Here is a 13,313-nt window from a genome sequence, read left to right on the forward strand (position 1 = left end):
ATGTGGCGATAAAACGTCCGGCCAATCGCCGGGATCGGCGCGAGGCTTAGCGTAAGGGGCGATAGAATTGCAACTATTTGCACAATTGCGACAGCAAACTTTTCCGGCCACACTGTTCATATTGCTAGACGAACTGTGCTGCGATGATTATATCGGCCGCACAAAGACCATGATGACACGCACTTTCCTGTTCCTTTTGGCAATTATGTCGGGCCTCACCACGGCTCAGGCGGCAGAGCGCGTGCGTCCGGTCCAAAGCGCATTAGGTAGCGGCGCAGTTGCCGCCGAGGTCCTGGTCGATGCCCTAACCGAAGAGAAGCATAAGGCAGCGTCGGTGGCTCTGCATCTGCCGCAATCGCGCATATCAGATCATGATCAGCATACCGCGAAGCTTAACGCGGCAGCAGTGCCTGCGTCTCCCACCGTCTATATCGGTGATCGTAACCGTCAATAACGCCGCCTTGCTATCCGGCAGCCTGCGCCCCATCTCGCGCCCCTGCCGGCTTTTCAAACAATAGCTTCATATGCTGCAACGATGCCTTTGACGCTCGTGCGCATCACTCTTAAAATTAAGGAATATCATATGCTCGGCAAGGTAGCCAAGTCGCTTTTCGGTTCGTCCAACGACCGTTATGTCAAATCGGTGATGAAAATTGTCACCAAAATCAACGCCTTCGAACCGCAAATGGAAGCGCTGAGCGATGAGCAGTTGCAGGCACAGACCGGATTGTTCCGCGACCGGCTTTCCTCCGGCGAAACTTTGGACCAAATCCTGCCAGAGGCATTTGCGACCATCCGCGAAGCGTCGCGCAGGGTTATGGGAATGCGCCACTTCGATGTGCAAATGGTGGGCGGTATCGTTCTCCATCGCGGCGAAATTGCGGAGATGCGCACCGGCGAAGGTAAAACCCTTGTCGCAACGCTCGCTTGCTATTTGAACGCATTGGAGGGCAAGGGCGTTCACGTCGTGACGGTAAACGACTATCTGGCCCGCCGCGACGCCGAATGGATGAGCAAAATTTACGGCTTCATGGGGCTGACCACCGGCGTCATCGTGCCCAATTTGACCGAACATGAGCGGCGCGAGGCCTATGCCTGCGACATTACCTATGCGACGAACAACGAGCTCGGCTTCGATTATCTGCGCGACAATATGAAATATGAGCGCGCCAGAATGGTGCAGCGCCCGTTCAACTTTGCGATTGTCGATGAGGTCGATTCGATCCTGATCGACGAAGCCCGCACGCCGCTTATTATTTCCGGGCCAACCGAAGACAAAACCGACCTGTATCGCAGCGTCAATGAAATCGTGCTGCAATTGGTGGAAGAAGATTATGAGAAGGACGAAAAAGCCCGCAACGTCATCCTGACCGAGGATGGCACCGAAAAAGCGGAACGGTTGCTGGAAGCAGCGGGTTTGATCGAAGGTTCCAACCTGTATGATTATGAAAACACACAGGTCGTTCACCATCTGGACCAAGCGTTAAAAGCGCAGGTGATGTTTAAGCGGGACACGGACTATATTATCAAAGACGACAAGATCGTTATCATCGACGAGTTTACCGGACGAATGATGGACGGGCGCCGCTGGTCCAACGGTTTGCATCAAGCAGTAGAAGCGAAAGAGGGCGTCAAGATTGAGCCAGAAAATCAGACTTTGGCGACGATCACCTTTCAAAATTATTTCCGCATGTATCCCAAAATCGGCGGCATGACCGGTACCGCAGCGACCGAAGCCGGAGAGTTTCACGAAATTTACAAGCTGAATGTCGTTGAAATTCCAACCAATCTGCCGGTGCAGCGTATCGATGAAGATGATCAGTTTTACAAAAACACGCAGGATAAATTTTTGGCCATTGCCAAGACCATCCGCGAAGCCAACGACCGCGGGCAACCCGTGCTGGTCGGCACAGTGTCGATTGAAAAATCGGAACTGTTGTCCGAGTTTCTGACCAAAGACGGCGTGGAACACAGCATTTTGAACGCACGCATGCACGAAAAAGAAGCGCATATCGTGGCGCAGGCCGGGCGCTTGGGCGCGGTTACCATTGCCACCAACATGGCGGGACGCGGCACCGATATTCAGCTGGGCGGTAATCTGGAATTTCGGATTGAGGAAGAGTTATCCGGTCTTGAAGAAGGTCCGGAACGCGATGCCGCCGTCGCCAAGCTGAAAGAAGAGGTCGCAGCAGAGCGCGCAAAGGTGCTCGAGGCGGGCGGCTTGTTTGTTCTTGCCACAGAGCGGCATGAAAGCCGCCGTATCGATAATCAGCTGCGCGGCCGTTCCGGGCGTCAGGGCGATCCGGGCCTATCGCGTTTTTATCTGTGCCTAGAAGATGACCTGCTGCGTATTTTTGGTTCGGAATCGCTTTTTGCCAAGATGATGAATAGCTCATTGGAAGATGGCGAGGCGATTGGCGGCAAAATGCTGTCCAAGGCCATCGAAACCGCACAGCGCAAGGTGGAGGCGCGCAACTATGACGTGCGCAAACAGCTGGTCGAATATGATGACGTGATGAATGATCAGCGCAAAGTCATTTACGGGCAGCGCGACGAGATTATGGACGCAGACGCGGTTGATGATGTGATTGAGGATATGCGCAACGACACGGTCAATGCCATCGTAGCCGACCATTGCCCCGCAGGCACCTATCCCGAACAATGGGATATTGATGGTTTGAAAACTAAAGTGCGGGAAATTCTGACACTCGACCCTGATATTGACAGCTGGCTTCAGGAAGAGGCGATCGAACCTGAAATTATCGAGGAACGGCTCGCCGAACAGACCGAGGCATTGTTCAAGCAAAAAAGTGCGGAGCTTGATCCAGAGATATGGAATTCGGTTGAAAAAAGCATTTTGCTACAAATGCTTGACCATCACTGGAAAGAGCATTTATCAACTTTGGATGCCTTGCGTCAGGTGATCTACCTGCGTGCCTATGCGCAAAAAACTCCGATCAATGAATATAAGCAGGAATCATTTGGCCTGTTTGAACGGATGCTCGCTGCGATCCGGGAAGATGTGACCAAAACCATTGCCACTAATGAATTCCGCGCAGAGGAAAATTTAGAGGCTCCCGAATTACCTGAACTTCCTGATTTCCTGACCACCCATATTGATCCCTTTACCGGAGAAGATGACAGTGACGACATTGATGCGGGCGATCTGGGATTGATCACCACCACCCTGCCGCCACGGCAGACCGGCGCGCCAAGCCCGCATAGCGACGATCCCTATGCAAATAATCCGGATTTGAAGCGCAATGATCCTTGCCCCTGTGGTTCAGGGCGTAAATATAAACATTGCCATGGGTCTTACGCATAATCTGCTTTGAAATTGCAGGGTCAGTAGGGGTGGAGATGCAATGCCGATATTGATCCTGCTGTTTGCGCTGGTTGCCCTTATTTACGCGTCGGTGGGCTTTGGGGGCGGGTCCACTTATACCGCCTTGCTGGCACTGTCCGATGTGGATTACCGGCTGATCCCGATTGTGTCGTTGCTGTGCAATCTGGTGGTCGTGACTGGCGGTATTGTCCGTTATACGCGGGCAGGGCAGCTTGACTTGCGTGCTTGCTTGCCGCTTGTCATCTTATCGGCTCCCATGTCCTTTCTGGGCGGAATGGTGACTTTGTCGCAGGCTGCTTTTTTTGGAATATTGGGCGGGGCTTTATTCTTATCGTCCGCCGCACTTTTCCTGCCTATTGATCGATTGCCCCGATTTAAGTTGAAGACAGTACCCTTGATAGGTTTGTCAGCATTGATCGGCTTGCTGGCCGGGCTATCGGGGATAGGCGGCGGGATATTCTTTGCGCCCATTTTGCATTTGATTCGCTGGGCCGATGCCCGCCGAATCGCTGCCTTTTCCTCGCTCTATATCTTAATCAATTCCGCCGCTGGTTTGGCGGGGCAGTTTTGGAAGCAAGCGGGAACCCCAATTTGGACCGAGGCGCTATCCTATTGGCCTCTGTTGCTTGCCGTGCTGATTGGCGGGCAAATTGGCGGAATGATTGGGCTAAAGCTTTTGTCGCCGCGTTATTTGCGTTGGATTACCGGAATTTTGGTCGGATATGTGGCGCTGCGCCTCATATGGCGTGCCGTAAATCCGAACTAATAGAAAAAATGGCTCCCCGGGACGGATTCGAACCGCCGACCAATTGATTAACAGTCAACTGCTCTACCACTGAGCTACCAGGGAGCAGTCCGGCTCTCACCGGACAGCGGGCCTATAGCAGCGACTTTCAGGAGATTGCAAGCACTCAAACAACAAATTGTTCCATTGCGATCCGATCATCGAGCGCATGGTCCGGATCAAACAGCAATGTCATCGCTTTATTCCGGTCTAGAGCGACCTCAACCCACGCAACTTCGCGGATTTCCCGCTGATCGGCAACCGCGCTAACGGGACGCTTATTCGATTCCAAAATCTCCAGCCGGATCACGTAGCGGTCTGGCAAAATCGCACCTTTCCACCGGCGCGGCCGAAATGGGCTGATCGGAGTGAGCGCAAGCAGCGAAGAATCAAGCGGCAATATCGGGCCGTTAGCCGACAGATTATAGGCCGTGGAGCCCGCTGGTGTTGCGACCAATATGCCGTCGCATACCAATTCCGGGATAACCAACCTTTTGTTGACCGTGATGCCGATTTTGGCCGCTTGCCGCGTTTCGCGTAGCAACGACACTTCGTTTATCGCGGGCAGGGTGAATTGCTGTCCATCGACGGTCGCCACCGTCATCGACAATGGTTTTACCGTAAAGCTTTTGGCGCGCGCCAGGCTGCTGCCCAAATCAGTGGGATGCCAACCATTCATCAAAAAACCAACCGTGCCGCGGTTCATCCCATAAACAGGTATGTCGCGGCGGCTTTCCAGCAAGCTGTGCAATACTTGCAGCATATATCCATCACCGCCCAGCACAATCGCCGCACTTGCCTGATCCAAATCGACAAATTCAAATTGTTCACGCAGCAACGCCTCTGCTTCGCGGGCATTTTCGGTATGTGACGCCAATAGCGCCAATTTCGAAACGTCAATCATCCACCGGTCGCATTCATCGTGCGAGAAAGGCGAGAATTGGGGTTTGCCATTTGTTTTTCAAATTCATGCCTTTCCGGCTTTAACCTAAGCGCTTTTTGGAGCAGCCGATCGACAGCTTCAACGCCTTGTTCGCGCAACGCCGTCTTGAAATCAACATTCATTTCGGACCCCAGGCACATATATATTTTGCCATCGGTCGTCAGGCGGAGCCGGTTACAATCGTCGCAGAAATTCTCACTCAGCGGAGTGATCATCCCGATCTTAAGACCCAACGCATCGGCAAGCCAATATCGCGACGGCCCGGCGGTGCGGTGCGGAATCGGCGTGAGCGCGCTGATTTGGCGCAAAGGTTCGATAAATACATCCGCCGGCATATAGGTATTTTCCCGCCCGCCGACTTCGCTGCCGAGCGGCATTGTTTCAATGATAGCTAGGTCATGGCCCGCATCGGCGCACATATGGGCGATGGGCAACAGGTCATCCTCGTTAACACCTTTCATCGCCACCATATTGATTTTGATATGTATGTTATGCTTTTTCGCAGCGGCGATGCCTTCCATCACCTGATCCAATTTTCCGCCCCGGGTGATGTCCGCGAATTTTTGAGGATCGAGACTATCAAGGCTGACATTAATCCGGCGGACGCCTGCATCGGACAATATGGGGGAAAATTTCGACAATAAGCTGCCGTTGGTGGTGAGGGTTAGCTCGTCCAAGCGGCCGCTATGCACATGTTTCCCAAGAGCGGCCAGCAATATCTGCATATCCCGGCGCACCAGCGGCTCACCCCCGGTCAGCCGGATTTTGCGGATCCCGTGCGAAATAAACCGTTCTGCAAGAAGTGCGATTTCGGTATAGTCGAGCAGCTCACCATGGGGTAAAAAGCTTTGATTTTCGGGCATGCAATAATGGCACCGAAAATTGCACCGGTCGGTAACCGAAATGCGCAGATAATCAATTTTCCGTCCAAAACCGTCAATCATATTTCCCATGTAAGGCGGATTCTCACTATGGCAAAGGCTAATTGCCCGTCAAAAATGGTAAGGGTGTTGAAATGTTTTTCGCTTAACAGGTCATGATGTCGTCAGCCTCGCCTTTTCACATAAAGTCCAATGCGGGTTCATTGGTCCCGATGTTGCGGCATAGAGCGGCAATAGAGCGGCTGGCGCAATTCACCGCAGGGCATCCTCAAGAGTTGCTGGCTTTCATCATCGGTATCCGCGACCTCAAGCAAATTAATGACCGTTTTGGCCGGTCGGGCGGCGATGGCGTGATCCGGAAAGTCGGCGCAAGGCTGCGTAAATTTGCCAGCGCTTATATCGAAGATACACTCTTTACCGCCCGTTTGCCGGGGCGCGAATTTTTGATCGTTGCGGCGGGCGGTGCGGACCGCATGGAAATTCATGCCGAGGCGTTAATTGATATATTATCGTCCGATTTTGGCAAGCCCGGTGCGCCGGTTCATATCAGCACGCGGATTGGCATCGCGGTATCAGGAGTGGATGAAAGCGGAGAGGCTTTGCTCCAACGGGCGCAGTCGGCGCTTGCCAAGGCATATAGCCGGAAAGGCCGCCGATATGTCATCGCCGAATATCATCATCAGGACAATTCAAAACTGGCGGCTGCTCTCGATGCTGACCTGCGTTCGGCCATCGAAAAGCGGCAGATAACCATCATGCTGCAGCCGCAATTCGCGGTCGCCAATGGGGCATTGGTGGGGGCAGAGGCGCTGGCGCGGTGGCATCATCCCAAATGGGGTGAAATCAGCGCCGACACACTGTTCAGCGCCGCCGATCGGTGCGATTTACGAGAAGAATTATCGCATGTGATTCAGCAAGAGGCAATCGCCATCGCGGCAAATTGGCCCGCTGCTCTGGATGCGCTTCGCTTGTCGGTAAATTTGGGGGCGGAGGAGCTGACCGAAGGCTATGCCGCACGGTTAATGGGATTGCTGGACCGAACCGGTTTCGCGCCACAGCGATTAACGGTGGAGTTGACCGAAGAGAGCCTTGTTCGCGATGCCGACCGGGCTGGTGCAGAATTGGAGCGGCTACGCGGGCAGGGTATCAAAATCGCGCTGGATGATTTTGGCACGGGTTATTCCAGCCTTGCTTATTTGAAAGATCTACCGCTCGACTATCTGAAAATCGATAAAGGCATGACGCCCGATATCGCCGGTATCAGCAAAGACCGGATCATCCTGCGCGCGATTATTGCAATGGGTAAGGCATTAGGGTTGATGATAATCGCAGAGGGCGTTGAAAAAGCGGAAGAGTTGGAAATGCTTCAGGCCGAGCTATGCGATTATTTCCAAGGCTATTTGCGGTCAGCGCCCCTATCGGCCGATGACTTTGAGCGTTTCGCGCTGCGCAGCGATTAAGCAGGGCATAGGGTCCTATTTCGCCGCTACCTTCCGCGCCAAATTCGCCAGCCCCTTTGACAATTGCAAACATCCGTTCAGGCGGCTTTCCGGGTCATGCCAGACGCGCTGTATCACCAGCTTGCTGTCCGACCGGAGCTTGGCAACCTCGCCCAGCTTCGCTGCATAAGCCAGCAAGCCAGGGATATTGGGCGGATTATCGTCATGGAAACTCACCAACGTGCCGCGCGGACCGACCTCCATTTTGGCAACGCCGGCGGTTAACGCATTTTGCTTAATTTCAATCAGGCGCAGCAGGTTTTTGGCAGGCGCTGGAATCGGCCCAAAGCGATCAGCCATCTCGGCGGCAAAACCTTCCATCTCTTGCGCATCTTCGACGTCGTTTAATCGGCGGTATAGCGCCATGCGGACGGATAGGTCGGGGACATAGTCCTCGGGTATTAAGATTGGCGCATCGATGGTAATTTGCGGGCTGAAACTGTCGCGCGGCTTAGCGATGCCCTGTGCGTCGGCCTTAGCCGCGATAATCGCGTCCTCCAGCATGGATTGATAGAGTTCAAACCCGACTTCTTTGATATGCCCGGATTGTTCGTCGCCAACCAGATTTCCCGCGCCGCGAATATCAAGGTCATGGCTGGCCAATTGAAAACCTGCACCCAGCGTGTCGAGATCTCCGAGCACCTTCAGCCTTTTTTCAGCCGTTTCGGTCAGCGCTTGATTGGGCGGCGTAGTTAAATAGGCGTAGGCCCGGGTTTTCGAACGGCCCACACGGCCGCGCAGCTGATACAGCTGTGCCATGCCGAATCGCTGCGCATGATGGATGATAAGTGTGTTGGCGCTCGGAATATCGAGGCCGCTTTCCACGATGGTCGTGGATAGCAACACATCATATTTTTTGTCGTAAAAGGCGCTCATCCGCTCTTCCACGACACTGGCGGACATTTGGCCATGTGCAGTGATGGATTTGATCTCGGGCACCACTTCACGCAGATAATCTTCGATTTCGGCTAGGTCTGAAATGCGTGGGACGACAAAAAAGCTCTGCCCACCGCGATAATGTTCGCGCAGTAAAGCCTCGCGAAGCACCACTGGATCCCACGGCATGACATAGGTGCGCACGGCCAAGCGGTCGACGGGCGGCGTTTGAATCACCGACAATTCGCGCAGACCCGACATCGCCATTTGCAAGGTGCGCGGGATAGGAGTGGCGGTCAGGGTCAACATATGGACGTCGGTTTTAAGCGCTTTTAATCGCTCCTTATGCGTAACGCCGAAACGCTGCTCTTCATCAACGATAACAAGACCTAAACGCTTAAAGCTAAGAGCCTTTGACAGCACGGCATGGGTTCCCACGACAATGTCAACCGTGCCATCGGCCAAAGCGTCGCGGGTCGCCGCCGCTTCAGCAGACGGAACCAAGCGCGACAAGCGCCCCACCTTTAACGGCAGATCGCGGAAACGGTCGGCAAAATTGCTGTAATGTTGCCGAGCGAGCAGGGTCGTCGGCGCGATTATCGCCACCTGATGCCCCGCCATCGCGGCGGCAAAGGCAGCGCGCATGGCAACCTCGGTTTTACCAAAACCAACATCGCCGCACACGAGCCGGTCCATCGGACGCCCTGACGCCATGTCGTCAAGCACTTCGGCGATAACCCTTTGTTGGTCATCGGTTTCTTCATAAGGGAAGCGGTCAACGAAGCTGGCATAGGACGGCGGGTCGATCTCCACCCGCACCCCTGACCGCAGCGCCCGTTCAGCCGCAGTGGCGAGCAATTCATGCGCGATGGCGCGGATACGCTCTTTCAGTTTGGACTTGCGCCTTTGCCAAGCCTCTCCGCCCAGTCTGTCGAGGGCAGCCACTTCGCTGCCTGAGCCATAGCGGGATAAAACATCGATATTTTCGACCGGAACAAACAGCTTGTCTCCGCCCGCATAGCTTAGCGCGACGCAGTCATGCGGGCTTTTGCCGACGGTGATTGAGACAAGGCCCTCATAGCGGCCAATGCCATGTTCCATATGCACAACTAGGTCACCTAGCGTGAGAGCTGATAGTTCGGCCAAAAAGGCATCGGCGCTTTTTTTGCGCTTATGCCGCCTGACAAGCCGGTCGCCGAGCATATCCTGTTCGCTGATGATGGTAATATCGGCGCTCGAAAAACCATGATCGATGGGGAGCACGACCATCGCTGCTCGGCCCTTCGTCGCCAATCCCAATGCAGATTGCCAGCCATCTGCCTCCACCAATGGCGGCGCACCATGGTCGGACAGCAATCCCTGCAAACGGCTCCTTGCGCCGGCGGAATAGCTGGCGACAATGGTTTTCTTGCCTTGCAAAGCCATCTGTTTGAGATGCGCGGATACCGCTTCGTAAATGTTGGCTTTTTGCGCGCGCTCCGGTGCAAAATCCCGCGCCGCTTGAATGGAAAAGTCGATGACCCGCGCGCTTTGCGGCTGCGCAAATGGTGTCAGCATATGGGCCGCCGCATTTTGGAAAGCTGCCTCCAGCTCCTGTGCCGTTTGATAAAGACGATCGGGCGGTAAGGGCCGGTAGCTGCCGGGTTCAGCAGATGCAGCACGTACGCGGTTATCATGATAATCGGCAATAGCGTCAAAACGGGTTTGGGCGGCGGGGACAGCGGCGCCGTCGCGGATGACCAAGGCTTCTTCGCCAATATGGTCGAATAACGTCACCATCCGCTCTTCAAATAGCGGGAGCCAATGGTCCATTCCCGATAGGCGGCGTCCGTCAGATACGGCTTGGTAAAGCGGATCGCCCGTGGCGGTTGCGCCAAAATATTCGCGGTAATGGGTGCGAAACCGCTTAATCGAATCGGCGTCCATTAACGCTTCGACCGCTGGCAAAATATCGAACCGGTCAACGGGACCAATGCTGCGCTGCGTCTGGGCATCGAAGCTCCGCATTGTCTCGATCTCGTCGCCGAAAAAATCGAGCCGCAGGCCTGTCTCACTGCCCGCAGGGAAGATGTCGACGATGCTGCCCCGAATCGCAAATTCGCCCGAATCGGAAACGGTATCGACGCGGAAATATCCATTTGCGATGAGCAGTTCGGCGATCCGGTCGCGGCTGATCATCCGGCCCGGCTCCAACCGCTCACCGGTTTGGCGAATGCGGAATGGGGTGACCAGCCGCTGAATCACTGCGCCAATAGTGGTCAGCACCAGCTGCTTATTCTTTAACGGTTGCTGTAATGCCTGCAGCGTGGCCATCCGCTGTGACGTAATCGCTAGCGAAGGTGACGCGCGGTCATAGGGCAGGCAATCCCATGCGGGAAATTGCAAAATTTCCAGCTCGCTGGCGAAGAAGGGTACGGTATCGGCGAGGCTGCGCATTGCGGCGTCATCGGCGGCGATGAATAATGTCCGGCCCTTTGCCGCGCGCGCCAAATCGGCCAGCAGCAACGGCGTAAAGCCGGGCGGCACCGATGCGAGCGTCAGCGGCGCTGCTGACCCGATAATGGCATGAAGATCAACCATAGTTAATATTGCTTACTAAGTCCCGGAGGCAAAGTAATGAAATCAAGCCTTTTCAATGTATCCATCATCGGCCCCTGAAATTCAGGAGGCGGCGCGGCGGTGCCCATGGCCCAGGCCATGATGTCCACATCCTGTTGCTCCAACAGCTCTTCAAACCAGGCAAATTCTTCTGCCGTCCAGTTTTGATGATAGCTTTCAAAAAAGCCGCCCACCATGGCGTCGGCCTCCCTCGTGCCCCGGTGAGAGGCGCGGAAACGCAATTTGCGGATAGTGGCATCTGCATCCATGGGGACGTCCTTCTGGTAACGGCTGATTTTCGCTTTATAGAGGGCGTTAGCCATGCGTCCCGATATACTCAATCCTCTATTTGCGGAAGTTCGTTCAATGGCCGGCATTGGCCCGAAGCTGGCCAAGCCGCTCGACCGTCTTAAGATCGAGCGGATCAAGGATTTGCTATACCATTTTCCAGCCAGTTGGACCTATCGCAAACCGGTGCCGGCGCTTGACGTCGGTGACGTCGGACAGAATATCATCATTCGGTTGGTTGTAATGGACTATAAGGGCAGCGGATCGCCCCGTGCGCCAACACGCATCTTCGCCAGTGATGCAGACGGCAATTACGTTACGCTCACATTTTTCGGGCGTAATGGCGGATGGGCAAAAAAGCAGCTGCCGATCGGGGAAGAGCGCGTCATTTCGGGCAAATTGGAGCGTTATGGCGACGAATTGCAAATGGTTCATCCCGACCATATGGAGCCGCTGGATAACGGCGCTGCGCCCGCATTGGCCGAACCCATTTATCCGCTATCCGAAGGTTTAACCAACAAAAGATTGGGGCAGTTGGCCAGTAGCGCGGTAGAGAATATTCCGGCGCTGCCCGAATGGATTGAGCCTTCACTTTTGGCTAAGCGGGTTTGGCCTGATTGGCAAACCGCGCTGACCACAGTGCATCGCAAGGATGATGAGGCAGCGCGGGACCGGCTTGCCTATGACGAATTATTTTCGAACCAACTTGCCATGCGTCTTGTTCGCAGCGCGCTGGACCGGCGTCACGGTATAGCGATTAAGGGCGATGGGCGTTTAACGAATGCACTCAATTTGCCATTTGACCTGACCGGCGCGCAAAAACGAACGATCGCCGAAATTGAAAGCGACATGGCGCAAAGCCGCCCGATGCTCCGCTTGCTCCAAGGTGACGTCGGATCGGGTAAAACAATGGTTGCCCTCATGACGTTGCTTCGGGCCGTGGAATGCCGAATGCAGGGCGCGCTGCTCGCTCCCACCGAGATTTTGGCGCGGCAGCATTTTGCCAATTTGCGGCAAATGCTATCGGGCCTGCCTGTGAATATCGCGATCCTGACAGGCCGCGATAAAGGCAAAGCGCGTGAAGCGACGCTGATGGGGCTGGCCGATGGCAGCATTGATATATTGGTGGGCACCCATGCGATATTCCAAGAGGCGGTGACTTATAAATCGCTCGCCGTCGCGGTCATTGATGAGCAGCATCGTTTCGGCGTGTCGCAGCGTTTGATGCTATCGCGCAAAGCCAAGGGCGTGCCGCATTTGCTAGTCATGACGGCAACGCCAATCCCGCGCACGCTGGCGCTGGCCTGCTATGGCGAAATGGATAGCTCACAGCTGGATGAGTTGCCGCCGGGACGCACGCCTGTCGAAACCAGAGTGATGTCGTCCGAACGCCTGGTGGAATTGGTCGAAGGCGTGGGGCGTCATTTGGCATCGGGTAAACAGGCTTTTTGGGTTTGTCCGCTCGTCGAGGAGAGCGAAAATAGCGATCTTGCCGCCGCCGAACAGCGGGCGGAGCAGCTGCGGCTACGGTTCGGTGATAAGGTTGCACTCGTCCATGGCCGGATGAAAGGGCCAGAGAAAGATGCCGTCATGGAGGCATTTGTTGCCGGCAAAACGCAGCTTTTGGTCGCGACCACCGTGATAGAGGTCGGGGTGGATGTGCCCAATGCCTCTTTGATGATAATCGAGGCGGCGGATAGGTTCGGTCTAGCACAATTGCATCAGCTGCGCGGGCGGGTTGGGCGGGGTGCGGAAAAGTCGATTTGCCTTTTGGTGCGCAGCGCGCATATCGGGGAAACAGCGGCGGCGCGGCTCAAATTGATGCGCGAGAGCAATGACGGCTTTCGGATAGCCGAAGAAGATATGCGTCTGCGCGGGGCAGGCGAGCTGCTGGGTACGCGGCAATCCGGGGACAGCCCGTTCCGCGTTGCAACAGCCGAGCAGGTCCGAGCGATGATCGGCATCGCGTCGGACGACGCACGGCTGCTGCTCGACCGCGATGGCGGTCTAGATTCTGGCGCGCGCGGTCAAGCGGCTCGTCTTGCGCTATATTTATTTGAGAGAGATGCCGGTATCGCGACGCTCCGCGGCGGTTAGG

At 55.1% G+C, this 13,313-nt stretch carries 9 protein-coding genes and 1 tRNA gene; 5 read left to right on the plus strand and 5 right to left on the minus strand.

Features of this window, described 5'->3' with window-relative positions; genetic code table 11:
* Positions 1–169: 169 nt before the first annotated feature.
* The 3 genes from ACFOWX_RS06175 (at position 170) to ACFOWX_RS06185 (ending at position 4,112) form a co-directional block, all read left to right on the plus strand.
* Complete coding sequence (locus tag ACFOWX_RS06175; RefSeq protein ID WP_381422320.1) at positions 170–454, plus strand: hypothetical protein; 285 nt, start codon at positions 170–172, stop codon at positions 452–454.
* A 129-nt stretch (positions 455–583) separates the two neighbouring features.
* The gene (gene secA, locus ACFOWX_RS06180; protein ID WP_381422322.1) at positions 584–3,325 is read left to right on the plus strand and encodes a preprotein translocase subunit SecA; all 2,742 of its coding nucleotides are present in this window, start codon (positions 584–586) and stop codon (positions 3,323–3,325) included.
* Between the two features lie 40 nt (positions 3,326–3,365).
* A complete protein-coding gene (locus ACFOWX_RS06185; protein WP_381422324.1) occupies positions 3,366–4,112 on the plus strand; it encodes a sulfite exporter TauE/SafE family protein in 747 nt (248 codons plus the stop codon).
* 9 nt (positions 4,113–4,121) lie between these two features.
* Here the strand turns inward: ACFOWX_RS06185 and ACFOWX_RS06190 are convergent.
* The 3 genes from ACFOWX_RS06190 to moaA all read right to left on the minus strand — a co-directional run bounded on the left by ACFOWX_RS06190 (position 4,122) and on the right by moaA (position 6,017).
* Positions 4,122–4,196 (minus strand) — tRNA-Asn (locus ACFOWX_RS06190).
* A 61-nt stretch (positions 4,197–4,257) separates the two neighbouring features.
* A complete protein-coding gene (locus tag ACFOWX_RS06195) occupies positions 4,258–5,034 on the minus strand; it encodes an NAD kinase (RefSeq protein ID WP_381422326.1) in 777 nt (258 codons plus the stop codon).
* Positions 5,031–6,017 carry a GTP 3',8-cyclase MoaA gene (gene moaA, locus ACFOWX_RS06200; protein WP_381422328.1) on the minus strand — a complete coding sequence of 329 codons (987 nt, stop codon included), beginning with the start codon at positions 6,015–6,017 and terminating at the stop codon, positions 5,031–5,033. The genes ACFOWX_RS06195 and moaA overlap by 4 nt, the downstream gene beginning before the upstream one ends.
* Before the next feature lie 149 nt (positions 6,018–6,166).
* Here moaA and ACFOWX_RS06205 point away from each other — a divergent pair, with 149 nt between their 5' ends.
* Positions 6,167–7,414 carry a putative bifunctional diguanylate cyclase/phosphodiesterase gene (locus ACFOWX_RS06205; protein WP_381422329.1) on the plus strand — a complete coding sequence of 416 codons (1,248 nt, stop codon included), beginning with the start codon at positions 6,167–6,169 and terminating at the stop codon, positions 7,412–7,414.
* A gap of 15 nt (positions 7,415–7,429) precedes the next feature.
* Here ACFOWX_RS06205 and mfd read toward each other — a convergent pair whose 3' ends face one another.
* Both mfd and ACFOWX_RS06215 read right to left on the minus strand, forming a co-directional pair.
* Complete coding sequence (gene mfd / locus ACFOWX_RS06210) at positions 7,430–10,909, minus strand: transcription-repair coupling factor (protein WP_381422331.1); 3,480 nt, start codon at positions 10,907–10,909, stop codon at positions 7,430–7,432.
* 2 nt (positions 10,910–10,911) lie between these two features.
* Positions 10,912–11,196, minus strand: a complete 285-nt coding sequence (locus tag ACFOWX_RS06215) for an FAD assembly factor SdhE (protein ID WP_381424940.1) — start codon at positions 11,194–11,196, stop codon at positions 10,912–10,914.
* A 52-nt stretch (positions 11,197–11,248) separates the two neighbouring features.
* Between ACFOWX_RS06215 and recG the strand changes: the two genes are divergently transcribed.
* The gene (gene recG, locus ACFOWX_RS06220) at positions 11,249–13,312 is read left to right on the plus strand and encodes an ATP-dependent DNA helicase RecG (protein WP_381422333.1); all 2,064 of its coding nucleotides are present in this window, start codon (positions 11,249–11,251) and stop codon (positions 13,310–13,312) included.
* The last annotated feature ends 1 nt before the right edge of the window (position 13,313 follow it).

This window comes from Sphingorhabdus arenilitoris, from assembly GCF_042651485.1.
GTDB lineage: Bacteria > Pseudomonadota > Alphaproteobacteria > Sphingomonadales > Sphingomonadaceae > Sphingorhabdus_B > Sphingorhabdus_B arenilitoris.

Coding starts and splice junctions, on each gene's coding strand:
- mfd (WP_381422331.1), bottom strand. CDS start 10,909: ATGGTTGATCTTCATGCCATTATCGGGTCAGCAGCGCCGCTGACGCTC.
- secA (WP_381422322.1), top strand. CDS start 584: ATGCTCGGCAAGGTAGCCAAGTCGCTTTTCGGTTCGTCCAACGACCGT.
- moaA (WP_381422328.1), bottom strand. CDS start 6,017: ATGATTGACGGTTTTGGACGGAAAATTGATTATCTGCGCATTTCGGTT.
- ACFOWX_RS06205 (WP_381422329.1), top strand. CDS start 6,167: ATGTTGCGGCATAGAGCGGCAATAGAGCGGCTGGCGCAATTCACCGCA.
- ACFOWX_RS06195 (WP_381422326.1), bottom strand. CDS start 5,034: ATGATTGACGTTTCGAAATTGGCGCTATTGGCGTCACATACCGAAAAT.
- ACFOWX_RS06185 (WP_381422324.1), top strand. CDS start 3,366: ATGCCGATATTGATCCTGCTGTTTGCGCTGGTTGCCCTTATTTACGCG.
- ACFOWX_RS06215 (WP_381424940.1), bottom strand. CDS start 11,196: ATGGATGCAGATGCCACTATCCGCAAATTGCGTTTCCGCGCCTCTCAC.
- ACFOWX_RS06175 (WP_381422320.1), top strand. CDS start 170: ATGATGACACGCACTTTCCTGTTCCTTTTGGCAATTATGTCGGGCCTC.
- recG (WP_381422333.1), top strand. CDS start 11,249: ATGCGTCCCGATATACTCAATCCTCTATTTGCGGAAGTTCGTTCAATG.